Annotated in this window: 28 protein-coding genes, 1 tRNA gene and 1 pseudogene; 20 read left to right on the top strand and 10 right to left on the bottom strand. The window is 67.5% G+C overall.

What is annotated here, in order from left to right:
* Nucleotides 1–239 precede the first annotated feature (239 nt).
* Nucleotides 240–737, top strand: a complete 498-nt coding sequence (locus NO360_RS13465) for a DUF7575 domain-containing protein (RefSeq protein ID WP_256308317.1) — start codon at nucleotides 240–242, stop codon at nucleotides 735–737.
* A 12-nt stretch (nucleotides 738–749) separates the two neighbouring features.
* Here NO360_RS13465 and NO360_RS13460 read toward each other — a convergent pair whose 3' ends face one another.
* Together NO360_RS13460 and NO360_RS13455 are read right to left on the bottom strand one after the other, a co-directional pair.
* The gene (locus NO360_RS13460; RefSeq protein WP_256308316.1) at nucleotides 750–1178 is read right to left on the bottom strand and encodes a CopG family ribbon-helix-helix protein; all 429 of its coding nucleotides are present in this window, start codon (nucleotides 1176–1178) and stop codon (nucleotides 750–752) included.
* Between the two features lie 80 nt (nucleotides 1179–1258).
* Nucleotides 1259–2203: an NAD-dependent epimerase/dehydratase family protein gene (locus NO360_RS13455; RefSeq protein ID WP_256308315.1), complete on the bottom strand. Its 945-nt coding sequence runs from the start codon at nucleotides 2201–2203 to the stop codon at nucleotides 1259–1261.
* 233 nt (nucleotides 2204–2436) lie between these two features.
* On the opposite strand from NO360_RS13455, the gene NO360_RS13450 reads away from it, so the two are divergent.
* The 8 genes from NO360_RS13450 (at nucleotide 2437) to NO360_RS13415 (ending at nucleotide 10251) form a co-directional block, all read left to right on the top strand.
* Nucleotides 2437–3411 (top strand): aldo/keto reductase, encoded by a 975-nt coding sequence (locus NO360_RS13450; protein ID WP_256308538.1) that lies wholly within the window; start codon nucleotides 2437–2439, stop codon nucleotides 3409–3411.
* Between the two features lie 148 nt (nucleotides 3412–3559).
* Complete coding sequence (locus NO360_RS13445) at nucleotides 3560–4606, top strand: TrmB family transcriptional regulator (RefSeq protein WP_256308314.1); 1047 nt, start codon at nucleotides 3560–3562, stop codon at nucleotides 4604–4606.
* Between the two features lie 284 nt (nucleotides 4607–4890).
* On the top strand, nucleotides 4891–6399 hold the full coding sequence (locus tag NO360_RS13440; protein ID WP_256308313.1) for an extracellular solute-binding protein: 1509 nt from the start codon (nucleotides 4891–4893) through the stop codon (nucleotides 6397–6399).
* 59 nt (nucleotides 6400–6458) lie between these two features.
* On the top strand, nucleotides 6459–7466 hold the full coding sequence (locus NO360_RS13435; protein ID WP_345780199.1) for a carbohydrate ABC transporter permease: 1008 nt from the start codon (nucleotides 6459–6461) through the stop codon (nucleotides 7464–7466).
* Nucleotides 7463–8416: a carbohydrate ABC transporter permease gene (locus tag NO360_RS13430; protein ID WP_256308312.1), complete on the top strand. Its 954-nt coding sequence runs from the start codon at nucleotides 7463–7465 to the stop codon at nucleotides 8414–8416. Before NO360_RS13435 ends, NO360_RS13430 begins: the two co-directional genes overlap by 4 nt.
* Before the next feature lie 2 nt (nucleotides 8417–8418).
* Nucleotides 8419–9606 carry an ABC transporter ATP-binding protein gene (locus NO360_RS13425; protein ID WP_256308311.1) on the top strand — a complete coding sequence of 396 codons (1188 nt, stop codon included), beginning with the start codon at nucleotides 8419–8421 and terminating at the stop codon, nucleotides 9604–9606.
* Complete coding sequence (locus NO360_RS13420) at nucleotides 9606–9809, top strand: DUF8005 family protein (RefSeq protein ID WP_256308310.1); 204 nt, start codon at nucleotides 9606–9608, stop codon at nucleotides 9807–9809. The genes NO360_RS13425 and NO360_RS13420 overlap by 1 nt, the downstream gene beginning before the upstream one ends.
* 154 nt (nucleotides 9810–9963) lie before the next feature.
* Nucleotides 9964–10251, top strand: a complete 288-nt coding sequence (locus NO360_RS13415) for a hypothetical protein (RefSeq protein WP_256308309.1) — start codon at nucleotides 9964–9966, stop codon at nucleotides 10249–10251.
* Nucleotides 10252–10336: 85 nt separating this feature from the next.
* On the opposite strand, the pseudogene NO360_RS13410 reads toward NO360_RS13415, so the two are convergent.
* Nucleotides 10337–10459 (bottom strand): annotated as a pseudogene (locus tag NO360_RS13410) (NAD(P)-dependent oxidoreductase); the annotation flags it as partial.
* Nucleotides 10460–10791: 332 nt separating this feature from the next.
* Nucleotides 10792–11580 carry an NAD-dependent glucose-6-phosphate dehydrogenase Azf gene (gene azf, locus NO360_RS13405; RefSeq protein ID WP_256308308.1) on the bottom strand — a complete coding sequence of 263 codons (789 nt, stop codon included), beginning with the start codon at nucleotides 11578–11580 and terminating at the stop codon, nucleotides 10792–10794.
* Nucleotides 11581–11697: 117 nt separating this feature from the next.
* Between azf and NO360_RS13400 the strand changes: the two genes are divergently transcribed.
* From NO360_RS13400 to NO360_RS13380, 5 genes are all read left to right on the top strand, one after another.
* A complete protein-coding gene (locus tag NO360_RS13400; protein ID WP_256308307.1) occupies nucleotides 11698–12042 on the top strand; it encodes a dihydroneopterin aldolase family protein in 345 nt (114 codons plus the stop codon).
* Between the two features lie 84 nt (nucleotides 12043–12126).
* On the top strand, nucleotides 12127–12591 hold the full coding sequence (locus NO360_RS13395) for a DUF5790 family protein (RefSeq protein ID WP_256308306.1): 465 nt from the start codon (nucleotides 12127–12129) through the stop codon (nucleotides 12589–12591).
* Between the two features lie 168 nt (nucleotides 12592–12759).
* Complete coding sequence (locus NO360_RS13390; RefSeq protein WP_256308305.1) at nucleotides 12760–13566, top strand: helix-hairpin-helix domain-containing protein; 807 nt, start codon at nucleotides 12760–12762, stop codon at nucleotides 13564–13566.
* A 33-nt stretch (nucleotides 13567–13599) separates the two neighbouring features.
* Complete coding sequence (locus tag NO360_RS13385) at nucleotides 13600–14532, top strand: aminotransferase class IV (protein WP_256308304.1); 933 nt, start codon at nucleotides 13600–13602, stop codon at nucleotides 14530–14532.
* Between the two features lie 84 nt (nucleotides 14533–14616).
* Nucleotides 14617–15027: a Rieske (2Fe-2S) protein gene (locus NO360_RS13380; protein WP_256308303.1), complete on the top strand. Its 411-nt coding sequence runs from the start codon at nucleotides 14617–14619 to the stop codon at nucleotides 15025–15027.
* A 183-nt stretch (nucleotides 15028–15210) separates the two neighbouring features.
* On the opposite strand, the gene NO360_RS13375 is transcribed toward NO360_RS13380, so the two are convergent.
* The 3 genes from NO360_RS13375 to NO360_RS13365 form a co-directional block, all read right to left on the bottom strand.
* Nucleotides 15211–15285, bottom strand: a tRNA-Met gene (locus tag NO360_RS13375).
* A gap of 91 nt (nucleotides 15286–15376) precedes the next feature.
* Nucleotides 15377–15826 carry a GtrA family protein gene (locus NO360_RS13370; RefSeq protein ID WP_256308302.1) on the bottom strand — a complete coding sequence of 150 codons (450 nt, stop codon included), beginning with the start codon at nucleotides 15824–15826 and terminating at the stop codon, nucleotides 15377–15379.
* Nucleotides 15827–16639, bottom strand: a complete 813-nt coding sequence (locus NO360_RS13365) for a glycosyltransferase (RefSeq protein WP_256308301.1) — start codon at nucleotides 16637–16639, stop codon at nucleotides 15827–15829.
* A gap of 154 nt (nucleotides 16640–16793) precedes the next feature.
* Between NO360_RS13365 and NO360_RS13360 the strand changes: the two genes are divergently transcribed.
* Nucleotides 16794–19280 (top strand): DUF2298 domain-containing protein, encoded by a 2487-nt coding sequence (locus NO360_RS13360; RefSeq protein ID WP_256308300.1) that lies wholly within the window; start codon nucleotides 16794–16796, stop codon nucleotides 19278–19280.
* Between the two features lie 55 nt (nucleotides 19281–19335).
* Here NO360_RS13360 and NO360_RS13355 read toward each other — a convergent pair whose 3' ends face one another.
* Entirely contained in the window at nucleotides 19336–19593 is a 258-nt protein-coding gene (locus tag NO360_RS13355) for an HAH_0734 family protein (RefSeq protein ID WP_256308299.1), read from the bottom strand.
* A 155-nt stretch (nucleotides 19594–19748) separates the two neighbouring features.
* On the opposite strand from NO360_RS13355, the gene NO360_RS13350 reads away from it, so the two are divergent.
* The 5 genes from NO360_RS13350 to NO360_RS13330 are packed head-to-tail and all read left to right on the top strand — an operon-like array spanning nucleotide 19749 to nucleotide 22025.
* Nucleotides 19749–20030: a 50S ribosomal protein L44e gene (locus NO360_RS13350; protein ID WP_103992813.1), complete on the top strand. Its 282-nt coding sequence runs from the start codon at nucleotides 19749–19751 to the stop codon at nucleotides 20028–20030.
* A 2-nt stretch (nucleotides 20031–20032) separates the two neighbouring features.
* Nucleotides 20033–20218 (top strand): 30S ribosomal protein S27e, encoded by a 186-nt coding sequence (locus NO360_RS13345; protein WP_144902383.1) that lies wholly within the window; start codon nucleotides 20033–20035, stop codon nucleotides 20216–20218.
* 24 nt (nucleotides 20219–20242) lie between these two features.
* A complete protein-coding gene (locus tag NO360_RS13340; RefSeq protein ID WP_256308298.1) occupies nucleotides 20243–21046 on the top strand; it encodes a translation initiation factor IF-2 subunit alpha in 804 nt (267 codons plus the stop codon).
* Between the two features lie 33 nt (nucleotides 21047–21079).
* Nucleotides 21080–21262: an RNA-protein complex protein Nop10 gene (locus tag NO360_RS13335; RefSeq protein ID WP_256308297.1), complete on the top strand. Its 183-nt coding sequence runs from the start codon at nucleotides 21080–21082 to the stop codon at nucleotides 21260–21262.
* A gap of 4 nt (nucleotides 21263–21266) precedes the next feature.
* The gene (locus NO360_RS13330; RefSeq protein ID WP_256308296.1) at nucleotides 21267–22025 is read left to right on the top strand and encodes a proteasome assembly chaperone family protein; all 759 of its coding nucleotides are present in this window, start codon (nucleotides 21267–21269) and stop codon (nucleotides 22023–22025) included.
* 131 nt (nucleotides 22026–22156) lie between these two features.
* On the opposite strand, the gene NO360_RS13325 is transcribed toward NO360_RS13330, so the two are convergent.
* Entirely contained in the window at nucleotides 22157–23056 is a 900-nt protein-coding gene (locus tag NO360_RS13325; protein WP_256308295.1) for a PhzF family phenazine biosynthesis protein, read from the bottom strand.
* A 136-nt stretch (nucleotides 23057–23192) separates the two neighbouring features.
* Nucleotides 23193–24929, bottom strand: a complete 1737-nt coding sequence (locus NO360_RS13320) for a sensor histidine kinase (RefSeq protein ID WP_256308294.1) — start codon at nucleotides 24927–24929, stop codon at nucleotides 23193–23195.
* Between the last annotated feature and the right edge of the window lie 150 nt (nucleotides 24930–25079).

Raw genomic sequence — 25079 nt, 5'->3', positions numbered from 1 at the left:
GCGCGGTCGTACCGAAGGAGAGCGTCGAGAGTACTGTCTGTGTGAATTGCGAGCGGCCGCGTTAACTCTCAGTCGCGATGCGCGAGGTCCGTTGAGGCGCGAACGGCGAGGGCGACGTCCGCCGCGGCACGTCGCCCTCGCCGCGGGTGTCGTTGAGAGACCCTCGGAGGAGTCGGGTGCGCGGAACGAGCGACAGCCGAACCCGCAAGACCTAATCGGCGGCGTCCGAAGGTGGGCGTATGGACCGGAAGCGGGGGAAGCGGCCGTGGCTCGCGGCACTCCTCGGGACGCTCGCCACCGGACTGGGCCACTTTTATCTGCGGCGCTGGCGGCGCGGACTCGCGTGGTTCGTGGCGGCGGTCGTCGCGTCGTACCTGTTTGTGCCGCCGGAGGCCGCCCAGGCGTTACTTTCGGGGGAAGGAAGCGACCCGGCGGACCTGGCGCCCGTCTTCGTCGTCGGCGTCGCGAGCATCGCCGACGCGTACGTCCTGGCGCGTCGTCGCCAGCAGCGGGCGCGACGGGAAGCGGCGGCGTCACGCGACGCGGGCACGGCGGTGAACCAGGACGGGGACGACTACGGTACGGGCGTCACCGCGACGGCGACGATGGGGACCGCGTCACCGGGAGAGTCCGACGCGGAGAGCTGTCCGAACTGCGGGAAAGAACTGGACCCGGAACTCGACTTCTGCCCGTGGTGTACCGCGCGGTTGGACGGCGAGAACGACCGGGACGAGTGACGGACGCGCCGCTCACTCGCCCATCTCGAAGCCGCTGAACTCGTCGACCGGCATCACCGAGTAGTCGACGCTGAGGGTGTCCTTCGTCGCGCGGATCTTCCCGACGAACGTCGAGATGTCTTCGAGACGACCTTCGAGCACGAACAGTTCCATACAGCGGTGCTCGCCGACGTGACTGTGGAAGTTCGAGGCGACGAGCGACTCGTACTCGTGGCGGAGCTTCATCATCCGCTCTTCGACGTTCGTCGTCTCGTAGTCGAAGACGACGGTCACGACGGCCATAAGCTCCCGTTCCTCCAGTCGCTTGTCCTCGAACTCCCCGAGGAGGTTCCGCGAGGCCTCGCGGACGACCTCGCTCCGGCCGGTGTAACCGTGTTCCTCGGCGAAGGCGTCGATTCGTTCGACCAACGCTTCGGGCATCGAGACGCTGACGACGGTCATATATTAACTCAGCCGCCTCTCGATGTTAATCCTTCGCAACACCGCCCGCGAGTCGGAGCGGACCGGCGACGCGCCCGACGTCACTCGCCGTGCGCCGACCGGAGTTCCGCGACGAGCTCCGCCGTCGCACGGCGAACGGCTTCGTCGCTGGACTGCGTGGGCTCCCACCCGAGCGCGGAGAGCTTCTCGATGGAGAGCCGCATCTTCGGGACGTCGCCGGTCCACCCGCGATCGCCGCCGGTGTAGGTGTACTCGGGATCGAGCCCCAGTTCGTCGGCGACGATGTCGGCGATGCGGTTGACCGACGTGGTCGTCCGCGTCCCCAGGTTGTAGGTGTTCAGTTCGTCGTCGGCGTGCTCGACGACGTGACAGATGGCGTCGACGCACTCGGTGACGTGGAGATAGGACTTCTCCTGTCGACCGTCACCGAGGATTTCGAGCGTCTCGGGGTCTGCGAGCAGTTTCTCGATGAAGTCCGGGATGACGTTGCCCCGTTGCCGAGGCCCGACGATGTTCGCGAAGCGGAAGCACCAGACTGTCATCCCGTAGGAGTGGGCGTAGGTCGACAGCAGCGCCTCGTCGGTGAGCTTCGACGCGCCGTAGATCGAGATCGGTTCGAGCGGCGCGTAGTCCTCTGGCGTCGGCCGCGGGGCCTCGCCGTACACCGTCGACGAGGAGGTGAAGACGACGTTGTCGACGCCGACGTCGTCCATCCGTTCGAGGAGGTTGTACGTCATCTCGGAGTTCTCCTCGAACAGCTGCCGCGGCCGGTCGTAGTTCGTGTCCGTGTACGCCGCGAGGTGGAAGACGACGTCGACGTCGGCGGTGACGACCCGCTCGACGTCCGTCGGATCGGTCAGGTCGGCCTCGACGAACTCGACGCCGTCGGGGACGCGGTCTCTGGTCCCCTTCGAGAGGTCGTCGGCGACGACGACGTCGTTCTCGGTGCGGAGCCGTTCGGCGAGATGTGATCCGATGAGGCCGGCTCCACCCGTCACGACGACGCGCTGATCCGTCAGGTCCATACGGAGTATCCTCGATGTGCCGAAAAAGAGGTTGCGATGTCGAGAACGGCCGACAGACGGCGTGAGCTGTCCCGTCGTCACACTCCAACTCCCGCTATCGCGAACGCCGCCGATTTCCGCCCGACTCGACACCGGGGGCGACCGAGACGTGCCGAACGTGTACTCGGATCCGTGTGACTACTGCTCAGCGTGGTTTTTTGCCGCTCGCTCCGGTATCGAAGACGATGACTGAAATGGAGTACACGACGCTCGGCGAGACGGGACTGGAAGTTTCCCGCCTCGCGCTCGGCTGTATGAACTTCGGATCGGGGGAGCCGTGGATGATCGACGACGAGGCGGAGTCCCGCGAGATCATCGACCGCGCGCTGGATCTGGGAATCAACTTCCTGGACACAGCCAACGTCTACTCGCGGGGCGAGAGCGAGGAGATTGTCGGGCGGGCGATCGAGTCGTACGACCGGTCGGAGTTGGTCGTGGCGACGAAGGTGTACCACCGGATGCACGAGGGGCCGAACGGCGCGGGACTCTCGCGGAAGCACGTCCTCGACCAGGCGCAGGCTTCGCTGGATCGCCTGGGGACCGACTACATCGACCTCTATCAGATCCACCGCTGGGACGACGACACGCCCGTCCACGAGACGCTGTCGGCGCTCGATCACCTCGTCGACGAGGGCGTGGTTCGCTACGTCGGCGCGAGCACGATGCCGGCCTGGAAGTTCACCCGGGCACTGTACGCCGCCGACGTCGAGAACTACGAGCGCTTCGTCTCGATGCAACCGGAGTACAACGCGGTCGACCGCCACGAGGAGGCGAACGTGCTGCCCGCCTGCGCCGCCGAGGGCGTCGGGGTCCTGCCGTGGTCGCCGCTGGCGGGCGGCTTCCTGACCGGCAAGTACGAGCGGGGCGAAGCGCCCGAGTCCGGCCGCGCCGCCACCGACGAGTACACCGCGAAGCGGTTCACCGAAGAGAACTGGGCCGTCCTGGAGGCGATCCGGGACATCGCCGAGACGAAGGACGCGACGCCCGCGCAGGTCAGCATCGCGTGGCTGCTGCACAAGGACGTCGTCACCGCGCCGATCATCGGCCCGAAGCGACTCGATCACCTCGAAGAGAACGTCGGCGCGCTCGACGTTTCGCTAACCGACGCGGAGATCGAGCGGATCGAAGCGCCGAAGACGCCGCGCTGGCCCGCGCCAGGCAAGGACTGACGCGGTCGCATCGGCCGCCGATCGTCGGGGGCGCGATGGGGTGGTAACGCGGTCGGACGCGACACCGGCCAGTTGCCGCCGCACGCGATGCTGTCTAATCACCGCCGCACGCGACACCGTTTAGTCGCCGCCGCACGCCCACATCCGTATGGACACCGAATCGCTCGTCGAGACCCTGAAAACGGCGGGGCTCTCGCCGTACCAGGCGGACGCGTACGTGACGCTTCTGGACCTGGGGACCGCCTCGGCGACCGACGTCGCCGACGCCAGCGACGTCCCGGCACCGCGGATCTACGACGTGCTCCGTTCGCTGGAGGACCGCGGGTACATCGAGACGTTCGAGCAGGCCTCGCTGCGTGCGCGAGCGCACAGCCCCTCGACGGTGTTGGAGGATCTCACCGAGCGGGCGGACAGGCTGGAACGCGCCGCCGTGGAGGTCGAAAAGCGGTGGGAGCAGCCGGAACTGGAGGCCGGCGACGCGAGCATCGTGACGCGCTTCCAGACCGTGATCTCCCGGGCGAAGTCGTTCATCGCGAGCGCCAGCCACCAGGTCCTGCTCTCGACGACGATCGAGAACTTCGAGCAGTTGCGTCCCGCGCTGAAAGACGCGATGGACCGCGGGGTCTCCGTCCGCGTCTCGGTCCACACCAGCGACGAGATCTCCTTGGACGCGGCCCGCTTCGAAGGGCTCTGTACGGAAGTCCACCACCGACCCCTCCCCGCCCCGTTCGTCGCCCTCGCCGACCGCCGGCGGGCGTGTTTCGCGCACCATCCGGACTCCTACGACCGCTACGGCGTGCTCGTCAACGACCGGACGCACACGTACGTGTTCTACTGGTACTTCCTCACCTGTCTGTGGGAACCCTGGGAGCGGGTCTATCGGGCGGCCGACGAGGGATACCCGATCGAGTACTTCGACGTGCGACACCTCGTCCGAGACCTCCGGGACGTCGACTGGGAGGCGGATCCGGTCCGCCTCCGCGTCGAGGGCTACGACACGAACACCGGCGAGGAGTGTCTGCTCGAGGGGACGATCACCGACGTTCGCGTCCCGTTCGACGCCGAGGCCGCAAGCGGGTTCGAACTCGCCGGCCAGGTCACCGTCGACCTCGACGTCGACGGCGAACACGTGAGCGTCGGCGGCTGGGGCGCGATCATCGAGGACGTCGAGGGAACCCGGCTCACCGTGGTTTGAGTCGGGTCCGACGCCCGCCGCACCCGGGGGATCGGTACTGACCCGGTGCCACGCGACAACACGAGTAATCGGGCCGCTATCTGGACGGCCGAAGTTCTCTTTTCGACGGCTCCGTGTCTCGTCTTCGACCGTCGGTGCTGGCGGACAGTCAAAGTTCGAGCCGAGAACCACGACCCTCGCGGGGAGAAACGCTGTACCGCCTGCCGATCGCCGGTGCATATTATTAACAACTGCCGTTGTAAAATCCCATGAGTATATTAATCATTGTTACTTATACCTAGACGATGCCTAAAGACAGCACTTCGAACGGCGTCTCCCGACGACAGTACCTCGCGGCTACGGGCGCGCTCGGCGCGGTCGGGCTCGCGGGCTGTGCGGGCGGCGACAACGGTGACGGTAGCGGTGACAGCGGGGGCGACGGCGGGTCGACCGAGACCCCGATCAGCACGGCGACCTCCGACGAGGAGGTCACTATCCAGATCGCGGCGGACTCGAACTTCGCGAACGCCGCCGACGAGATCTCCCAGACGCTCCACGAGGACGGTGGACTGCCGGACAACATCTCCATCGAGTTCCTCGCCGGCTCGTTCACGACGGGCGACCGGCGATCGCAGTACCAGCAGATCCTCTCGGCCGGGCAGGGGCGCCCGACCGTGATGATGATGGACAACGGGTGGACGATCCCGTTCATCGCGCGGGGGCAGATCGCGAACCTCAGCCAGGTGCTGCCGAGTTCGATCACGGACACGGTTATGAACGACTACCTGGAGAATATGGTCGCGACGGCGCAGGGTCCCGACGGGGACCTCTTCGGCATCCCGCTGTTCGCGGACTTCCCGACGATCCAGTACCGGAAGGACCTGATGCGCGAGGCGGGGTACTCCGACTCCGACTTCGACACCTGGGCCACCGAACCGATGACGTGGCAGGAGTTCTCGCAGGTCGTCAGAGAGACGATGGAAGCGACCGACACGCAGATGGGATTCACCTGGCAGGGCTCCGCCTACGAGGGCCTCTCCTGCTGTGACTTCATCGAGTTCATGGGCTCGCACGGCGGGTCGTACTTCGGCGAGTTCGAGAACTACTTCGGCCCGATCGGCGACCGCCCGGTCACCGTCGACCAGGAGAACGTCATCAACGCCGTCCGGATGATGCGGACGTTCATCTACGGCCAGGACGACGACGAGGCGCTCGAGGGGTACGCGGACATCTCGCCGGACGCGGTCGTCCAGTACACCGAGGAGCCCTCGCGGGAACCCTTCACCAACGGCAACGCCGTCGCCCACCGTAACTGGCCGTACTCGATCAACATCAACGGGGCGGAGGACGCCTTCGGCGAGGACCTCGGCGTGATGCCGATCCCGTACGCGGTCTCGCAGGAGGACTCCCCGTACGAGTCCATCGGCGGCAGCACCTCGGCGCTCGGCGGGTGGCACCTCACGCTCAACCCGAACGCCAACGACGCGCGCAAGCAGGCGGCCGTCCAGCTGTTCCGCGCGCTGCAGACCGACGAGGTTCGCCTTCGGATGTTCGAGATCGGCGGGTGGACGCCGCCCATCGCGGACCTCATCAACACCGAGCGGACGCGACAGCTCGAACTCATCGGGCGGTACGTCGACACGCTGCAGGTCGCCGGCCAGGCCGCACTGCCGCGCCCGGTCACGCCGGTGTGGCCGCAGCAGTCGACGCAGATCGCGACGGAGGTCAACGCTGCCCTCCGCCAGGAGAAGTCGTCCTCGGAGGCGATGGCCGACCTCCAGGCCTCGCTCGAATCGATCGAGAGCCAGGCGTAACGGGGCACCGACACCCATAATTTATTATTAATGATCGACCTTCGTACAATGTCGATACTATGAGTACGGAACAACGAACAGGAGACGCTCCCACGAGCGGTAAGTCCGGGCCGTACGCCTCCGCAGTCGGGTGGATGGAAAACCTCTCGGAGACCCAGTACGCGTATCTCCTCTTGACCCCCGCGTTCCTGCTTCTGGGCGTCATCGCGTTCTGGCCGCTGCTGTCGACGTTCAGAATCTCGATGTTCGCCGACAGCTTCGGACAGGCCAGCGTCGGGAACTTCGTGGGGATCGGGAACTACGTGGCTATCATCACCGGAGAACGCACGGCGCTGTTGCCGTCGCCGTTCCTTCCGGAAAGTCTCACGATGACGGCGATGTTCAACAGCGCGCTCGCGGTGACGGTGCTTTTCACCGTCATCAGCGTGTTCTTCGAGACGATCATCGGATTCGTGCAGGCGCTCGTGCTCGACCAGGAGTTCCGCGGTCGGCGGTGGGTCCGCGTGGCGATCATCCTGCCGTGGGCGATTCCGATCGTCGTCCAGGGGATGATCTTCTACCTGATGTTCCAGCCGAACGTCGGCTTCCTGGTCGGCACCTCCGATAACCCCGCCCTCCTGAATCAGTTGGGCCTGCTGTCGACGACGCCCCTCGCGAACGCCCAGGACGCGACGATGATCGCCATCGTGGCCGACATCTGGAAGACGACGGCGTTCATGGCGCTCCTGATTCTCGCGGGGATGCAGTCGATCGACCGCGGCCTCTACGACGTGGCGAAAGTCGCCGGCGCGTCGGCCTGGCAGCGGTTCAAGTACGTCACCTTCCCGATCATCCTGCCGACGGTGATGGTGGCGATGCTGTTCCGCACGATTCAGGCGATGCGGGTGTACGGCCTCATCGAGACGGTCGCCGGGTGTACGACCGTCCCGTCGCTGTCCTGTCTGGTGGTCACGACGTTCAACAACCGGATGCTCGGCTCCTCGGCGACGATCGCCTTCATCACCGCGGCGATCATCGCGGTGGCCGTCTCCGTGTACATCGTGGGCTACGTGCGAGGTGGACAATGAGCGACGACGGAACCCGATCCGACGGCGGCGTCCAGTCCGAGCGCCACGAGCCGGAGCTTACTCGCGGACCGTTCCAGCGCTGGGTCGGCAAGGCGATCAAGGACCCGCAGCGCGCCTACCGCGCGATGTTCTACGTCGCGACGATCTTCTTCCTCCTGACGACGCTCTTTCCCTTCTACTTCCTCTTGGTGCTCGCGGTGACTCCCGACACCGGCAGTCTGGCGGTCCTCCCGCAGTTCAACGTGCTCGACTTCGGCGTGTTCCTCGACGTGTTCGACCGGATCAACTTCTTCCGGTACATGCTCAACAGCATCGTGCTGGCGCTGTCGACCACGGCCGTCGTCCTGTTCCTGGCCAGCCTGGCCGGGTACGTGTTCGGCCGGCTGACGTTCCCCGGCCGCCAACCGCTGATGCTCCTCATCCTGGCGATCAGTTACTTCCCGCCGGCGGCGTTCTTCGTCCCGCTGTACCAGCTGTTCACGGGGAACGTGGTGAACGGGCTGAGCCTCTACAACACGCCGGGGGCGATGATCCTCCCGTTCAGCTCGCTGTTTATGCCGCTGTCGATCTTCATTCTCACGACCTTCTACGGCCAGATCCCCGACGGGCTGGAGGACGCCGCCCGCGTCGAGGGCACGACCCGCCTGGGCGCGCTGTTCAGAGTGATCGTGCCGCTGTCGGCACCGGGCGTCGCCACCGCGGGCGTTCTCACGTTCATCGCGGTCTACAACGAGTTCTTCTTCAGTCAGCTGATGAACAACGGTCAGCCGGAGAACTGGGCGCCGATCGTCGGCGGCCTGCTCAGCCTCCAGCGGGCCGGACAGTTCGAGGTCACCTACGGCGTGATGGCGGCCGGGAGCATCATCGCGGTGATCCCCGTCGCCATCCTCGTCGTGGTCGCACAGGAGAAAATCGTTAGCGGACTCACCTCCGGAGCGCTCAAGGAGTAACTATGGCACGAGTACAACTCGAAGACGTTACCAAGAACTACGACGACGTAACGGCGGTCAACGATATGAACCTCGACATCCGGCACGGCGAGTTCGTCTGTCTCGTCGGACCGTCCGGATGCGGGAAATCGACCACGATGGAGATGGTCGCGGGGCTGACGAAGCCCTCCGAGGGAACCGTCCGCATCGGAGAGCGGGACGTGACGAACCTCCCGCCGAAGGACCGCGGGATCTCGATGGTGTTCCAGAACATCGCGCTGTTCCCGCACATGGACGTGTACGAGAACATCTCCTTCGGGCTTCGGCTCCGCGACTACGAGAAGGAGGAGATCGACCGCCGCGTCGACGAGGCCGCCGAGGTCGTCGAACTCGGCGGGATGCTCGAACGGATGCCCGACGAGATGTCCGGCGGGCAGCGACAGCGGGTGGCGATCGCACGGGCGATCGTTCGCGACCCGGACGTGTTCCTGATGGACGAGCCGCTGGCGAACCTCGACGCGAAGCTCCGCGTCCACATGCGGACGCAACTCCAGCGGCTCCACCGGGAGCTCGACACGACGATCATCTACGTCACGCACAACCAGGCGGAGGCGATGACGATGTCCGACCGGATCGCGGTGCTCGACACCGGCGAACTCCAGCAGATCGACCCCCCGCTCGTGTGCTACAACGAGCCGGCGAACCTGTTCGTGGCGACGTTCATCGGCTCCCCCTCGATGAACACGATCCCCGGGGTCGTCACCGACTCCGGATTCAGTTCCGACCACGGCGACATCGACGTCGAGTTCGACCCCCGGGCGATCGGCGTCACCCCGGGACAGGAGGTAACGCTCGGCGTCAGGCCCGAAGACGTGTACGTCGCCGACAAGCGCGACGAGGTCGCACACCCGACCCAGCCCGTCCCGACGCGCTCCGACGTCCTCGAACCGATGGGCGACGAGATCTTCGTCTACCTGGTGACCGAAGACGTCGACCTCGGCGGCAGTATGGAAGAGGGCTCTGACCCCGGCGAGATCCTGATGAGCGTCGGCCCCGACAGCGACATCCGGGAGGAACAGGACGTCGAGGTCGTGCTGGATCGCTCGAAGCTCCACCTCTTCGACGACCAGGGCGACGCCGTCGTTCACGGACTCGTCGAGACTCCCGGCGCGGGCGCCGTCGGGGAAGCGGAGGCAGAGGGAGACGACTGATGGTCGAGGTGGGCGTCGTCGCGTACGTCGGGGCGGTGACGTTCCTGTTCTTCTTCTGGGCGTACGGGTTCGTCTCGTTCGCGCTGGATCTGAAGAACAAGATCATCCCCGGAGTCCGACGGTATCTCCGCGGCCGGCGCGAGCAGCAGGAGGAAGAGCGCAAGCGCCGCGAGCGCGAGGAACGCGAGCGGGAACTGTACTGACTCCGCGCCCCGGTATCGTCCGGCGTTTCGCGCGTCTCTCCGTCTCGGCTGTAACAAGTGAGACTACTCAGTATCACGCCCGACGAGCCCCCGCTGTCACATCCCGCTCCGGTCAAAAAACTGAACGACTTCCGACGCGTACGCTCGAACGGATATGGTGATCCAAGACGACCTCAAGGACGCCCTCGACGGTGGGAGAGACGAACTCGTCGGCGCGCTCGCGGCGAACGGCGTGCTGCCGACCGTCGTGGAGGGATCGGGCGGATCGGACCTCCTCGGCTCCTCGACCCCGAACTTCCGGTTCGAGACGGCCGACGGCACGAGCGTCGCCGACCGACAGACGCGCTCGCGGGTGGTCGACGCGCTCGAACTGCGGTCCGAAGACGACTGCGAGGCGGCCCGCGAAGAGATCCGCGAGCACGAGGCCTGGGACGGGGAGTGACCGGCCCAGCGACGACACGAACGGACGGCGGAGATGATTCTGCGGGCGTGGCTACCGCCCCCGCTTTCGGCCGGAGATCGCCGTCTCAGCGGTCGCCGTCGACGTGCTCGTCGCCGCTCCACTCCGCGGAGTTGTCCTGCGGGTCGTATCCCAAGACCTCGCGGGCACGCTCGATCGAGTAGTACCTCCGGTCGTTACCGGAGACACCGCGAGACGAGTCTCGCGAGGTCCCGCTCGCAGGCTCGCGGGACTCCCGTAGACGATCTCTCGGGAGTCGTCGGTATCGCCCGTCCCTTCGGAGATTCTATGAGTCGAAAACCTACGCCCCGACAGACGGAGACCGACCGAGGCGACTCGAACCGAGCGAAGCAAAGCGGCTGTCTCTCACATCCCGACAGGACGAGTTAGCAGAGCGGTCCCTCGAACTGCACGATAACACCGTCGGCCGTTCTCGGAGTGGTTTCTCAAGAAGTAGCAAAGAGACCGGGCGTTTCTCCGCGAGTTCGTCGGAACCGCTCAAACGCACAAAAAGACGAGTTTTCAGCGGTCGCCGTCGACGTGCTCGTCGCCGCTCCACTCCGCGGAGTTGTCCTGCGGGTCGTACCCTAGGACCTCGCGGGCGCGCTCGATCGAGTAGTACCTCCGGTCGTTACCGGAGATTCCGTAGACGATTTCGTAGTCGTAGTCGGCCAGCACACAGCGCTCGAAGAGATGCGCGCAGTCGCGGTAGGAGAGCCACATCGCCTGCCCGCGCTCGTAGTCGATCGGCGGATGGCCCTCGGTGAGGTTGCCGATCCGGACGTTGACGACCGAGAGGTCGTGGTGGTCGTGGTAGTAGCGGCCCAGCACCTCGCCGGTCGCTTTGCTCACGCCGTAGAGGTTACTCGGTCGCGGCAGTTCGGTCCCGTCGAGGCGGAACTCGTCGTCGGTGCGGTACATATCCGGCGTGCGCGCGTCGGTCTCGTACGCGCCGACGGCGTGGTTCGAGGAGGCGAAGACGAACTTTTCGACGCCGGTGTCGACGGCGGCCTCGAGCATCGTCTGCGTGCCGTCGATGTTGTTCTGGAGGACGCTGTCCCACGGCGCTTCCGGGCGCGGGTCGCCCGCGAGGTGGATCACGGCGCGGCAGCCGTCGACGACGTGCCGGACCGTGGCGTCGTCGGTGATGTCCGAAATGAACACGTCGTCGGCGTCGACGCCGGCGGGGAGTTTCGCGTTCGAGAGCGGTTCCCTGTCCAGCAGTCGCCACTCGAAACGCTCACCGAGGTGGCGCAGAATGGCCTGTCCGACCCGTCCGCCCGCCCCTGTCAAGAGAACCGGCTCGTCCATTCACCCGGCTATCGGTGAAGGGAGGCCAAGAAACGTCCGATTTGCACCGGTGATTCCGGAGTGACATCTCGGCGCCGCTGACGACACTCCTTTCGCCCGGGACGCCGTGGATCGGGTATGCCCACGGACGCGGAACAGGCGTGCTTCGAGGCCGGAATCAAGTTCGGGTCGCTCTACCACCAGTTCGCGGGGACGCCCGTCAGTCTGACGAGCGCCGAGAGCCTCGGCCGAGCGATGGAGGAGTCGATCGAGAACCAACCTCACTGCGTCGACGTCGACGTCGAGATGCGAACCGATCGGATCGCGGCGGAACTGGCCGAGCAGTCCGCGGATTACACCGAACTGACGGGCCGATTCCTCGACGTCGAGATGCGGATCGAGTACGCGGACGTCGGCGTCCGCACGCGGATGGAGATGGAGGGCGACTACCCCCGTATGAAACTCGTCGCCGTCGAGGAGTGATCCCGGACGAGTCCGATCGAACCGCCGGATTTCACTTTCACTTTCGGGCTCGTTTTTAACCCCTCCGCCGACGAACGAAGTAGTATGAGTAGCCAGAGCACACTCGCGGACGACGACCTGTTCGGAGAGGCCGCAGCGGAGATGCGCGAGGAGGTCGAGAGCCACCTCGCGGACGCGCGGGGCGAGTTGCCCGACCCCGACGCCGTGTGGGAGACCGAGGCCGACAACGTCCTCGGGGTGCTGAACGCCCTCCGATCGGCGCTCGACGCCGACGACGCCCAGGAGCACTTCCGGCAGGCGAAGAAGACCTTCATCGTCGGGCAGCGCGCGGACGCCTTCGACGACCCAGACTCTCTGGAGGCGGAGATCGAGTCCGTCGAGGAGCTGTTGACCGCCATCGCGGACGCCGAGGAACTCGTCGGCGACCTCACCGGGACGATGCCGCAACTGCGGAGCCAACTCCAGGAGGCCGTCGAAGCCGGGTCGGCCGCGGGCGACGCCGAGTCCGAAAGCGCGGACGAGGCTGACGCGGACGAGGCCGAAGCGTAGACGTGCAGGCACCGACGCGGGCGCCACCGCGTCCTCGCCCCGACGACGTCCCCGCCCCGATTATGTCGAAACCGACGGGTCGGGCCGACGACGCCCCCATACGTCCTCGCGAATCACGACCCCGCGCGGACCGGTTTTTAAATACTCGACGGACATACCATCGATGCGATGAGTATCTTCGATACGATCCTGTCGTCGCTGCGCTCGCTCGTCGGCGGGGAACGCGCCGAGGAATCCGAACCGTCGCCGGGTGAGACGACGCCCGGAGAGTCGGGCCGCTCGGAGGGGACGGTGTCCGTCGAGCGCGAGTCCGACCGGGATGCGACCGACGCGTCGACCGAGTCTGTGATCAAGGGAACCGACGAGGCCGAGACGGAATCGACCGACACCGGGGACGACGGCGAGGCGGACGAAGACGAAGCGGACGCGTCGTCGGCGGAGGGCGTCGCGGCCGAGACCGACGCCGCGGCGTCGACGGAGACGCTCGTCGACGAGGCGGAGGGCAAAGAGCCGGCCGAAGTGGTCGAAACGGCCGGCGAGGGCGACGAGGCGGTTTCCCCCGCACCCGACGACGACGTCGAGACGGCCGAGGAGGCGGCCGCGGCCGAGACCGACGCCGCGGCGTCGACGGAGACGCTCGTCGACGAGGCGGCGGGGCAGGAACCGGCCGAAGCCGTCGCGCCGACAGAGGCCCCCGAAGACGACGAGAGAGCGGACGACGAAGCCGCGACGGACCGCACTGCGGACGATTCCGACACCGAGGCCGACGCCGGGTCCGAATCCGCCGAGGAACCGAGCGAACCGGTCGAGACGCTCAAGGGGATCGGCCCCGCGTACGCCGAACGCCTCGGTTCGATCGGCATCGAATCGGTCGCGGACCTCGCAGCGGCCGACCCCGAGGAAGTCGCCGACGGGATCGACGTCTCCGAGAAGCGCGTCTCCGGCTGGGTCGATCGTGCACGGGACGAGTCGTAACCGCGCGGTCTCGAACCGGGAGGGCCCGTACCGGTGAGCGATCTCCAGTACCACGTCGACGGCGATCTCGTCCCCGCCGACGCGGCGACCGTGAGCGTCCGCGATCGGGGATTTATGTACGGCGACGCGGTGTTCGAGACGCTGCGGGCCTACGGCGGCGACGTGTTTCGCTGGGACGCTCACGCCGAGCGCCTCGCCGGCTCCGCGGCGGCGATCTCGCTCGATCACGGGCTCTCGGACGACGACCTGAAGCGACGCGTCGACGAGACGCTGGCCGCGAACGACCTCGACGACGCCTACGTGAAGCTCTCGGTCACCCGCGGCGTTCAGCCGGGGAAGCTGACGCCCAGTCCCGACGTCGACCCGACGGTCGTCGTCCAGGTGAAGCCGCTGCCGCGCGGCGGCGTCGGGAGCGGTCCCATCTGGGACGGCCCGGCGACGCTCCAGACCGTGAAGACGCGGCGGATCCCCGACGCGGCGCTGCCCTCGCGGGCGAAGACGCACAACTACCTCAACGGGATCCTTGCCCGACTCGAACTCCGTGTCTCCGACGCCGACGAGGCGGTGATGCTCGACGGCGACGGCCACCTCGCGGAAGGCGCGACGAGCAACCTCTTCTTCGTCGACGAGGAGGCCCTCTGCACGCCGAGCCTCGACGGCCCGGTGCTCCCGGGAATCACCCGCGCGGCGGTGCTCGACATCGCCCGCGACGAGGGAATCCCGGTCCGAGAGGGCGCGTTCACGCTCGACGACCTCCGGGGGGCCCGGGAGGCGTTCGTGACGAACACGACCTGGGAGGTCAGACCAGTGGCGACGGTCGACGGCATCGACGTCGGCGGCGGCCCGGTGACGACCCTCTTTCAGCGACTCTACGACGAGCGCGTCGAGGCGGCGCACTACGGCGGCGACGCTTCGCCCGCCGGGGGCGCGGACGACGGGTCCGACGGCGAGCTCGACGGCGCGTAGGCCGGCGATGGCGGCCGGACCGTCCCGAAATTCGTCGTCGGGGGAAACCGTCACGCTTGAATTATCCGACCGCAAACCCGCGCTATGGACGAGGACCGCCGCATCGTCGCGGCCGAGAAGGTCACCGCCCAGGAGACGGTTGTATTCACCGCGAAAGACGGCTTCGAGAAGACTGAAGGGCTCCTCACTCGGCTCGACGACGACACCGTCGTCGCGTTCACGAACTACTGCCCGCACTGGCGGGACGTCCGCCTCGACAAGGGTTCGAGCGCCCTCGTCAGGAACGGCGAGATCGTCTGTCAAAAACACGGCGCGACGTTCGAGAAGTCGAGCGGCCAGTGCGACTTCGGGCCCTGCGAGGGCGCCGTCCTCGACACCTTCGAGGTGACCGTCGACGACGGCGCGGTGTACCTCACCGACGACGAGTTCGACGCCGCCGAACCGGGACTCTCAGAGGAGCGCGACCTCTCCTCGGGCGGACGGATCGACTTCTGAGTGAGCCAGACGGTGCCGGTGGAGCGACCGTTCTCGATGTCGAAGTTCAGGAGAAGTAGCGGGAGGTAGATTTGAACCACAGTCGCTTCGCTCCTCGGTTCAAATTCACTGCCGCTGTGATGCCGAACTCGATGGGAACGCTCAGACGGGACTCAGCATTTGGTGGTTGAAGTTCAGGAGAAGTAGCGGGAGGTAGATTTGAACTACCGATCTCCGGGTTATGAGCCCGGCGGAATCTCCTGGCTATCCCATCCCGCTACTGAAACGAAGCCGTGGGTTACGGTTAAGGGTTGTGTTTCGCCCGCAGTGTGGCAATTTCACCCGCAGTCGCATAGGGTTCGTCCGGCCCTCACGACCCCGTCACGCGCCACGTGATGAGGCTCTCGGCGACGTAGTTCAGGAACATCGACGCGCCGATCGCGATCGGAATCGGGATCAACTGCCAGAGGTCGAAGCCGAGCACGACCACGGAGAGGTCGAGTTGCCTGAGCGCGCGCACGACCAGGAACTGGACGGCGAGGCCGCCGCTGCGAACCAGGTTCGAGCGCAGGAAGCGCTTCAGCGTCGGAAGGGTGCCCGGCGCGCCGAGTTCGGAGAACGTCCAGCGCTCGTTGATCGCGAACATCACGACGATGGCGACCTCCGCGCCCACGAGTTTCGCGTACTCGCCGAGAACGCCGAGGCCGACGATGAGCGCCGTGGTCGTGGTGACGTCGAAGACGGCGCCGATCGCGCCGACGGAGACGAACTTCCCGAATCGGACGCCCGAGACGAGCGCGTCGACCGTCTCCCGGACCATTCAGTCCGCCTCGGCGGGCTCGGCCGCCTCCGCCGCGGCGAGACGGTCGACGAGCGACGGTTCGTTCGGTTTCCGGGCATCGAGCAGTTCGTGGACGCGGTCGTCGCGGAGCAGGCGTGCGCGGTGCCGCGACGTCACCAGCGCGCGGGCGAGTCGCAGGGTCGTCCCGACGGTCGAAACGGTCGACCCGGGGCGGTCCTCCCAGCGGACGGGGACTTCGCCGATCCGACAGTCGAGCGCCCCGGCGACCGAGAGCAGTTCGATGTCCCAGGCGAACCCCGGCTCGTAGAGGTGCGCGCGGATCTCTCGCCAGGCCTCGGCGGTGAGCGCCTTCGCGCCGCACTGGTAATCGTAGAGCTGGACGTCGAGAAACCGCCGCGCGAGCCAGGCGAACCCGTCGCCGAGTCGACGGCGGGCGAACGTCTGGTGCGAGGCGACGTCGGCCTCGGGGTGGCGGCGCGACCCGGTCGCGAGGTCGACCTCGCCCGACGCGACCGCGTCGACGACGGCGGCGAAGGAGTCGGCCGGGGTGCTGCCGTCGGCGTCGGCGAAGGCCAGCACGTCGACGTCGTCGACGAGCGCCTCGAAACCGGCGGTGATCGCCGCGCCCTTTCCGCGTCGGGCGTCGACCGTCGCCAGGTCCACACAGTCGGGGAGGGCTCCCAGTCGCTCACGGAGACCCGATCGGGGCGCGTCGACTTCGACGCGGAGGACGGTGGGGTCGAGGCGCTCGTCGAGGGCGTGGAGGTAGCCGCCGAGACGCTCGGGGTCGGGCCGGTAGGCGGGGACGACGATCCCGACGGAACGAGTCATCACGCGGTGATACCCGCTTCTGGGTGAAAAACGAACCGCTACGGGTCGGACGCGGGCGGTGCCGGTGATAGAGCGCGGACGCGCATCTCTCACCCTGGCGGCCGCCGCATCACAAAGCGTATGTTCCGCCGTCTCGGTCCCTGCGATACGGAGAATGGAGTACGCCCTCGTCGCCCGCTGGCTGGTCCTCTATCTCGCCCTCTTCGCGCTCGGCCTCCCGCTCGTGGCCCGACTCCTCCCCCGGAGCACGGGCCGCGGCGCGGGGCTCGCCGTCCCCGCGGCGCTCGTGGTACTCAGCGTCCCCGCCTACTGGGTCGGACAGGTTACCTGGGGGCCGCTCGCGCTCGCCGCGGGCGCCCTGACGCTGCTTTCAGCCAGCGCGCTCGCCGGCCTCGACCTCGCCGCGCTCCGCCGCGGACGGGTCCGCCTCGCGGTCGACATCGACCGCGACGCCGCCGGCGACGCCGCGGCCGTGTTCCTCCTCGGATTCGCGTTCGTCGTCGCCGTGCGCGCGTTCGATCCGGCCGTCTATCCCATCGGCGGCGAGAAGTTCCTCGACTTCGGGCTCCTGCAGACGCTCGAACGGTCGACCGTCCTCCCGCCGGAGGACTTCTGGTTCGCGAACGAGCCGGTGAAGTACTACTACGGCGGCCACCTGACCGCGACGCTGCTTGCGTGGCTGACGGCCACGCCCCCCGAGTTCGCGTACAACCTCGCGCTCGCGGGCTTCTTCGCCGCGCTCGTCGCCGCCGCCTTCGAGTTGGCCGGCGCGGTGAGCGCCGACCGCGTCAGGTCGGGAGCCATCGCCGAGGGTCGCCTCTCGGACCCGCGGTCCCGGCGACGGATCGCCGGCGCGGCCGCCGTCTTCTTCGTCGGTTTCGCGAGCAACCTCGTCACCGCCGGTCGGTTCGCGCTGCTCGCGCTCCCGGAACCGCTCCGACGCGGGACCGCCGAACTCGTCGCCGCGCGGACCGGGTACACCGTCGAGCGGATCCTCGCGGGCGCGGGCTCGTTCAGCTACTGGAGCGCCTCGCGGGTCATCCCGGGCACGATAAACGAGTTCCCGCTCTTCGCGTGGCTCAACGGCGACCTCCACGCGCACATGATGGGTACGCCGGCGCTGCTGCTCGCCGCGGCGGTCGGGTACGCGTACTACCGGACTCCCGAGTCAGACCTTCAGCGGCGACGCGGGCTGCTCTTCGCCGTTCTCCCGGTCCTCGCCGCGTGGCAGGCCGTCCAGAGCACGTGGAGCTTCCCCAGCGTGCTCGCGCTCGGGTGGCTGGCGGCGCTGTTCGCGCCCGCCGACCCGCGGACGCTGCTGCCCGCGCAGGAACGGCTCCGTCGGACCAGGCCGATCCGGCGGCTCCGAGCGGCGGCGAGCGGTTCCGGTGACCGCGACGACCCGAGCGAGTCGTCGCCGACGTCGGCCGCGACTCGCGAACTGGGGCGCGTCGCGGCGGCCCTGCTCGTCGCTGCCATCGCGACCGTCCTCGCGGGGCTCCTCGCCTCGCCGTTCCTTCTCGGGGCAGCGGCGGGCGGCGGCGAGCGCTCGATCGAACTCCTCGGCCCGGAGATGCGGAGCGGCCTCGGCGCGCTGCTCCTGGTCCACGGCGCGTTCGTCGTCGGCCTCGGCGCGTGGCTCTGCGCCCAGATCCGGATCGAGCGGCCGTGGTTCCTCCTCGGCGCGCTCGCCGCGGTCGCCGTCGTCGGAACGCAGATCGGCTTCGCGGCGCTCGCGGTGTCGGTGCCGCTGCTCCTCCTCGCCTGGGTGGGGCTCCGAACCGCGGACTCGATCGGCTACGGGGCCGTGCTGGTCGTCGCCGGCGCGGGCCTCGCCACCATCGTGGAACTGGTGTACGTGAACGAACAGGCCGGCCCCGGGCGGATGAACACGGTGTTCAAGACGTACTCGCAGGTGTGGGTGTTCTGGGGGACGGCGATGGGCGTCGCGCTCGCAGACCTCCTCTCTGGGGTCGCGGCCTCGGGTTCCGCTTCGCTGTCGGCGTCGGATTCGTCCGCCGCCGACGGGACGGCGGCCCGCGGCGTCCCGTGGCGTCGCGTCGCGACCGTCGCGCTCGTGATCGCGCTGGTGGCGTCGACGGGCGTCTACGGAGTCCTCGCGGTCGGGAGTCACTTCGACCGTGCCGCCGCCGGCGGGCCGACGCTCGACGCCACGCGGTTCGTCGAAACCGACCACCCCGAGTACGCGGCGGCGATCGAGTGGGTCGACGAGCGCGAAGGACAGCCCACGCTGCTCGAAGCGCCCGGCACGTCGCGGTACGACGGCGGGAACGACGGTCGTCCGAATGTGATGTACAGCTGGTACGCCAATCCCGCGTCGAGTCTTACAGGGGTCCCGACGGTCGCGGGCTGGCAACACGAGGTCGGCTACCGGGGACAGGCGGCCTACGCCGAACGCGTCCGCGACGTCGACGCGATGTACACTGGCAACGCATCCGAGCGCGCGCGGTTGCTCCGCCAGTACGAGGTCGAGTACATCTGGGTCGGACCGGGCGAACGCGCCCGCTACGGGTCGCTCTCGTTCGGGAGCGACGCGATCGACGTCGCCCATCGCTCCGGCGACGTGACGATCTACGCGGTCGACCGCGCGGCGCTCGACGCGCCGGCGTCGGACGAGTGACCGCGAGCGAACGCTGTCTCGGTCGACCGGTCACCGCGAGAAGAACCGGGAACGTCTACGCTGCGCGCGCTTGAATGACTGTTATGGCCTCGGCGTCGACGGCGACGACGTCCAGGAAGTGCGGGACGAACTGCCGCTTCTCGAACGCCTCGCGCTCGTCCTCGGTGCCGACGGTGCACCACAGTTGCGGACGGTCGGCACCATGGTAGTCGCTCTGTCGGTCGATCGAGAAGCAGACGACCTCCTCGCCGTCGACTTCGATGGTCGCGCCGCGACCGATGCCGGGGTCCCCGCGGATGATGACCTTCTTCATACGTCGTCGTTGGCTCAGTCGGGGCTTAATCGCTTCGGAGACGGTTCGCCGGGGGCGGCGTTCGGAACCCCGTCTGCGGGACCGCTTCTTCGGCGTCGATCCGAACCAAACGGGTTTTAACCGACCCTATCGAATTGGGCGCAAGGTCGATATCTATGGAAATGCCACGCCGGTTCAACACGTACTGCCCGAACTGTGACGGGCATCACGAGCACGAGGTCGAGAAGGTCCGAACGGGGCGCTCCACGGGAATGAAGTGGAACGCGCGACAGACGCGCCGCGGCAAGGCGGTCATCGGGAACGCCGGCAAGTTCTCGAAGGTGCCCGGTGGCGACAAGCCCACGAAGAAGACGCACCTGAAGTACATCTGCTCGGACTGCGGCAAAGCCCACATGCGAGAAGGATGGCGCGCCGGCCGCCTCACGTTCCAGGAGTAACGATGGCAGGAAACTTCTACCGCGTGCAGTGTCCGGACTGCGACAACGAACAGGTCGTCTTCGGCAAGGCCTCGACGACCGTCAACTGCGCCGTCTGCGGGACGACGCTCGCGACCCCGACCGGCGGCGACGCCGAGATTCACGGCGAGGTCGTCGAAACGGTCGAACGACGCTCGGCCGAGGCGTAACGCTCCCTTCGGAGGTTCCAATATATGAAGTACAGCGGTTGGCCCGAGACAGGTGAGCTCGTCGTGGGCGAAGTCGACGAGATCACGGACTTCGGGGTCTTCGTCGACCTCGACGAGTACGAGAACAAACGCGGCCTCTGCCACATCAGCGAGGTCGCGAGCGGCTGGATCAAGAACGTCCGCGACCACGTCAACGTGGGACAGACCGTCGTGGCGAAGGTGCTCGACGTCGACGAGAGCTCCCAGCAGATCGATCTCTCGATCAAGGACGTCAACGAACACCAGCGCAAGGACAAGATCCAGGAGTGGAAGAACCAGCAGAAGGCCGACAACTGGATGGAGGTCGCCTTCGGCGAGGACCTCACGGACGAGCGTTACCGGGAGGTCGCGAACGCGCTGCTCGCCGAGTTCGAGTCGCTCTACGACGGCTTCGAGGCGGCGGCCATCCACGGTACCGACGCGCTCGAAGACGTCGACCTCGACGACGACGCGATCGAGGCCATCGTCCAGACGGCCAGAGAGAACGTCTCCGTCCCGTACGTGAACGTCACGGGCTACGTCGACCTCCGGTGCCCGACCGGCGACGGCGTCGACCGGATCAAGGAGGCCCTTCAGGCCGCCGAGGGCGACGACGACTCGGTGCCCGAGGAGATCGAACTCGAAGTCACCTACGTCGGAGCTCCCGAGTACCGGATTCAGGTCCGCGCGCCCGACTACAAGACCGCCGAGGACGCGCTCGAAACGGCCGCCGGCCGCGCCAGCGACTCCATCGTCGCCGACGGCGGCACCGGCGAGTACCACCGCGAACGGCACGAAGACGACGAGTAACGGCGGACCGCCAGCGACGACCCCAAATCGACCGTGAAATCCGACATCCGAGTCTGTTCGGCCTGGCGCGACGTCCACGACCGCCCGGTGTACTCGCTGTCGTCGACCTGCCCGGCGTGCGGCGCGGCGACCGAGAACTCCGCGCCCGCGCCCTTCGATCCCGAGGACGCCTACGGCGAGTACCGACGCGCTCTTAAACGCCGGGTCCGCGAGTGAGGGTATGGAAGACATCGAGATCGAGACGGTCGCAGAGCCGACGCTCCGCGATCCGGCGCTCGTGGAGGGCCTCCCCGGCGTCGGTCACGTCGGCAAGTTGGCCGCCGAACACCTCCTCGAAGAGTTCGACTCCGAACTCGTCGCTCGCGTGTACGCCGACGAGTTCCCGCCGCAGGTCGGCATCGACGACGAGGGCGTCGCCTCGCTGGCGTGCGCTGAGTTCCACGCCATCGACGCCGGCGACCGCGACCTCCTCGTCCTGACCGGCGACCACCAGGCGCAGTCGCACTCGGGGCACTACCACATCACCGATACCTTCCTCGACGTCGCCGAGTCGTACGACGCCGGCGAGGTGTACGCGCTCGGCGGCGTTCCGACGGGCGAACTCGTCGAGGAACCGGACGTGCTCGGCGCGGTCGCCGACGCCGAGGATATCGAGGCGCTCGAAGACGCCGGCGTCGAGTTCCGCGAGGGTGAACCCGCCGGCGGCATCGTCGGCGTCAGCGGCCTGCTCCTTGGACTCGGCGGCCGCCGCGGTCTCCCGGCCGCCTGCCTGATGGGCGAGACGAGCGGGTACCTCGTCGATCCGTCGAGCGCCCAGGCCGTCCTCGAAGTCTTGGAGGAAGTCGTCGGCTTCGAAGTCGGCTACGACTCCCTCGAGGAGCGCGCCGAGGAGATGAAAGAGGTCGCAGAGAAGATCCAGGAGATGCAGAGTCAACAGCAGGGAATGCCGACCGACGACGACCTGCGCTACATCGGCTGAGGCGGGTCGCCGCGGCCTCACAGACCGCTCTGCGCTTCGAGGATCGCTACGTTTCGAGGATCGCTACGTTTCGAGGATCGCTACGCTTCGAGGATCGCTACGCTTCGAGAATCGCTACGCTTCGAGAATCGCTACGCTTCGAGAATTCCGTCTTCCTCCTCGGCCGGGACGGCCAACCGACCGTCGAGCGACGTCACCGCGCGCCCGCCGACGCGAATGTCGCCGGCGACGCGGACGCGGACCTCGCCGGGGCGGTCGAGGAAGTGCCCCTGCTCGAAGCGCATCTCGTCGGGAAAGTCGTCGAACGCGCCGATCTCGCGGAGGTACGCACCGCACGCGCCGGCCGCCGTCCCCGTCGCCGGGTCCTCCGCGATCCCGACCGGCGGCGCGAACGACCGGGCGTGCAGCGTCGACTCGGCGTCGAGCGCGTCGAAGGTGAACGCGTAGACGCCCGCCGCGTCGTGCTCGTCGGCGAGCGCCTCGACCGCGCCGAGGTCCGGGTCGGCCGCGCCCAGGTTCTGCAGGAAGTTCACGGGGACGATCAGAAACGGGAGCCCCGTCGAGGCGACCGCGGTCGGCGCGTCGGCCCCGACGTCCCGGAGGGCGGCGGGGTCGATTCCGAGCGCGCTCCCAAGGCGGTCGTAGTCGACGTCGACGCGCTCTATCCGCGGGTGGTCCTGCGTCATCCAGACGGTTCCGTCGGCCTCGATCTCGATCGCGAGGTCGCCGACGTTCGTCTCGACGGTGTGTTCGCCCGCGCCGATGGCGTCGGACTCGTGGAGGTGCGCGTGCGCGGCGACGGTGGCGTGCCCGCAGAGGTCGATCTCCTGCTCGGGTGAGAAGAATCTGAGCCGTCGGTCCGCGGAGTCGGAGGACCGCACGAACGCCGTCTCGCTGGCGCCGAGTTCGCGTGCGACCGCCTGCATCTGTTCCCCGGAGAGGTCGGACGCGTCGGGCACGACGCCGGCGACGTTGCCGGCGAGCGGTTCGGCCGCGAAGGCGTCGACGAGCAGCGCGCGTCGGGTGTCCATATGCAGGCGCACGGGGTCGCCCGTGAAAAGTCTCCCCTCCCGAACGGTTCGGAGCCGCGCCGGCGGAGCCGCCGGGCGGGAGACGCCGGTGGCGCTGTCGGGCGGGAGGGTGACCCCCGGCTCGGGCGCTCGGGACTCACGCCGACTGCGGCGTCTCGACGTCGACCGGTCCGTTCGACGGGGGTCGGTCGGGCACCGAGAGACGGACCGTCGTTCCATCACCGGAGCGGTCGAACGACACCGAGCCGCCGATCCGCCGCAGGCTCCACTCGACGATCCAGAGGCCGATGCCGCTGCCGTGATCGAGCCGAGTCTCCGATCCCGACGCGAGCACGTCGACCTCCGCCTCGGGAATTCCCGGCCCCTCGTCGTGGACGTCGATCAGAAGCGTCTCTCGGTCGTCCAGATCAACCTCGATCCGGACTGTCGGATTCGGCGTCCGGGCGTGTTCGATGGCGTTCTCGATCACGTTCTCCAGCGCGAGGGTCAAGTGGTCCGCGTCGGTGTGGACGTCGAACCCGCGATCGATCTCGGCTTCGATCGTCGCGCCGGGGAACTGCTCGGCGATATCCGCGGTGACGGCCTCCAGCACGTCTTCGACACTGACGAGAGAGTAATTCGGCTCCGACTGTTGCAGTTGGTCGAACGCCCGGGCTTTCTCGCCGATTTCCGTGAGTTCCGTGCCGCTGTGTACGATCCGTTCGGCGAACCCCTCGATCCGCTCGTCGTCCGTCTCAGCCTCGATGGTCGTGGCGTACCCCATCACCGCGGTCAGTTTGTTCCGGAGGTTGTGCCGCATAACGCGCGTGAGGACCTCAAGCCGCTGCTCGCGCTCGCGCTCGTCGGTGACGTCCAGAAACAGGACAGTGTACCCGACAGTGACGTCGCGGCTGTCCCTGAGGGGAGACACCTGCACGGCGAACTCGCGCTGTGTCTCGTCGGCGTTGACGCTCAGATAGCTCGCTTCGTCACCGAACTGTTCGTCGGTGTCGAACGAGAACACGTCGCTGACGTGTCCCCCGACCGCGGTCTCGGCAACGTCCTCGAAGACGGTTTCAGCCTCCGTGTTGAAATCGATGAGCCGGCCGGACCCGTCGAGGACGACGACGGGGTGTGGTAACGCATCGAGCGCTTGCTCGTCTGCGACGCGCCGGGTCGACGGACTGGTCTCGAACATCCGCTTGCCCACGAACGCGTAGGCGTCCAGGACGGCGTGCGGCAGCGACAGTACCGTGCCCCACTGGATCACCGACGCGTCTCCGAGACCGGCCAGCCAGACGACGATTCCGGCGACCGGTGGGAACGTGCTGACGGCGACGGCGGCCGCCTCGGTCCGGTACAGCGGACCGTAACTGAGGATCGTTTCGGCCAAGAGAAAGACGCCGACGCCGGCGTAAAGGAGACCGACCAGCGACACCGCATATCCGCCGAACCCGAAGGAGTATTCGAGCACGACAGACCCGTACGCGCGGGTGAGCCGGACGTTCTCCCAGAAGAACGTGTGCCAGGGGCTCGTGAGCAAGAGCGCCGTACCGGCTACGGGTACGCTTCCGAGCGCGGCGAAGAACCGCGACCTTCTGACGGCGCCGTGACCGGTGTACTCCAGCGCGAACCCGAGGAACGAGTACCCGATCCAGACGAACGCGAGGACGCTCGCCACTTCGAGTGCGAAGCGCACCTGCGGGTCGACGGTGAACAGCGCGACGCCGTACGTGAGACACCACAGCGATTGCGCGGTCAGCGCGAAAATGAACCACCTCGCACCGGGTTTCTCACGGTACCGCCAGAGGAACGAGATGAGCACGCACAGGGCCGCTCCGGCGGTGAGCGATCCGACGGCGACCCACGAAACCGACCCGAACAGCTCCGTCATCGTCGATCGCTCTCCCCGGGCAGACGGATTCGATCGCCGGTTAGACGGTCGGCGAACGACTGTCTCCCAGCCGGTCGGGTGGGTCCGCTGTCGCCCGGAGAGCGCCCGTTCGAGGCGGCCCTTCGATCGAGTTCCCGCTCGTCCGTGTCG

It is taken from the genome of Halobellus litoreus (assembly GCF_024464595.1).
In the GTDB taxonomy this organism is placed as follows: domain Archaea; phylum Halobacteriota; class Halobacteria; order Halobacteriales; family Haloferacaceae; genus Haloquadratum; species Haloquadratum litoreum.
This window is presented reverse-complemented; position numbering and strand designations above follow the sequence as displayed.

Bases quoted from the DNA above. Each gene is read 5' to 3' on its own strand.
- azf (WP_256308308.1), bottom strand. From the start codon at position 11,580: ATGGACGAGCCGGTTCTCTTGACAGGGGCGGGCGGACGGGTCGGACAG.
- NO360_RS13400 (WP_256308307.1), top strand. From the start codon at position 11,698: ATGCCCACGGACGCGGAACAGGCGTGCTTCGAGGCCGGAATCAAGTTC.
- NO360_RS13345 (WP_144902383.1), top strand. From the start codon at position 20,033: ATGGCAGGAAACTTCTACCGCGTGCAGTGTCCGGACTGCGACAACGAA.
- NO360_RS13425 (WP_256308311.1), top strand. From the start codon at position 8,419: ATGGCACGAGTACAACTCGAAGACGTTACCAAGAACTACGACGACGTA.
- NO360_RS13325 (WP_256308295.1), bottom strand. From the start codon at position 23,056: ATGGACACCCGACGCGCGCTGCTCGTCGACGCCTTCGCGGCCGAACCG.
- NO360_RS13365 (WP_256308301.1), bottom strand. From the start codon at position 16,639: ATGACTCGTTCCGTCGGGATCGTCGTCCCCGCCTACCGGCCCGACCCC.
- NO360_RS13430 (WP_256308312.1), top strand. From the start codon at position 7,463: ATGAGCGACGACGGAACCCGATCCGACGGCGGCGTCCAGTCCGAGCGC.
- NO360_RS13380 (WP_256308303.1), top strand. From the start codon at position 14,617: ATGGACGAGGACCGCCGCATCGTCGCGGCCGAGAAGGTCACCGCCCAG.
- NO360_RS13455 (WP_256308315.1), bottom strand. From the start codon at position 2,203: ATGGACCTGACGGATCAGCGCGTCGTCGTGACGGGTGGAGCCGGCCTC.
- NO360_RS13395 (WP_256308306.1), top strand. From the start codon at position 12,127: ATGAGTAGCCAGAGCACACTCGCGGACGACGACCTGTTCGGAGAGGCC.
- NO360_RS13465 (WP_256308317.1), top strand. From the start codon at position 240: ATGGACCGGAAGCGGGGGAAGCGGCCGTGGCTCGCGGCACTCCTCGGG.
- NO360_RS13445 (WP_256308314.1), top strand. From the start codon at position 3,560: ATGGACACCGAATCGCTCGTCGAGACCCTGAAAACGGCGGGGCTCTCG.
- NO360_RS13370 (WP_256308302.1), bottom strand. From the start codon at position 15,826: ATGGTCCGGGAGACGGTCGACGCGCTCGTCTCGGGCGTCCGATTCGGG.
- NO360_RS13330 (WP_256308296.1), top strand. From the start codon at position 21,267: ATGGAAGACATCGAGATCGAGACGGTCGCAGAGCCGACGCTCCGCGAT.
- NO360_RS13415 (WP_256308309.1), top strand. From the start codon at position 9,964: ATGGTGATCCAAGACGACCTCAAGGACGCCCTCGACGGTGGGAGAGAC.
- NO360_RS13460 (WP_256308316.1), bottom strand. From the start codon at position 1,178: ATGACCGTCGTCAGCGTCTCGATGCCCGAAGCGTTGGTCGAACGAATC.
- NO360_RS13360 (WP_256308300.1), top strand. From the start codon at position 16,794: ATGGAGTACGCCCTCGTCGCCCGCTGGCTGGTCCTCTATCTCGCCCTC.
- NO360_RS13420 (WP_256308310.1), top strand. From the start codon at position 9,606: ATGGTCGAGGTGGGCGTCGTCGCGTACGTCGGGGCGGTGACGTTCCTG.
- NO360_RS13390 (WP_256308305.1), top strand. From the start codon at position 12,760: ATGAGTATCTTCGATACGATCCTGTCGTCGCTGCGCTCGCTCGTCGGC.
- NO360_RS13435 (WP_345780199.1), top strand. From the start codon at position 6,459: ATGAGTACGGAACAACGAACAGGAGACGCTCCCACGAGCGGTAAGTCC.
- NO360_RS13450 (WP_256308538.1), top strand. From the start codon at position 2,437: ATGGAGTACACGACGCTCGGCGAGACGGGACTGGAAGTTTCCCGCCTC.
- NO360_RS13340 (WP_256308298.1), top strand. From the start codon at position 20,243: ATGAAGTACAGCGGTTGGCCCGAGACAGGTGAGCTCGTCGTGGGCGAA.
- NO360_RS13350 (WP_103992813.1), top strand. From the start codon at position 19,749: ATGGAAATGCCACGCCGGTTCAACACGTACTGCCCGAACTGTGACGGG.
- NO360_RS13355 (WP_256308299.1), bottom strand. From the start codon at position 19,593: ATGAAGAAGGTCATCATCCGCGGGGACCCCGGCATCGGTCGCGGCGCG.
- NO360_RS13320 (WP_256308294.1), bottom strand. From the start codon at position 24,929: ATGACGGAGCTGTTCGGGTCGGTTTCGTGGGTCGCCGTCGGATCGCTC.
- NO360_RS13440 (WP_256308313.1), top strand. From the start codon at position 4,891: ATGCCTAAAGACAGCACTTCGAACGGCGTCTCCCGACGACAGTACCTC.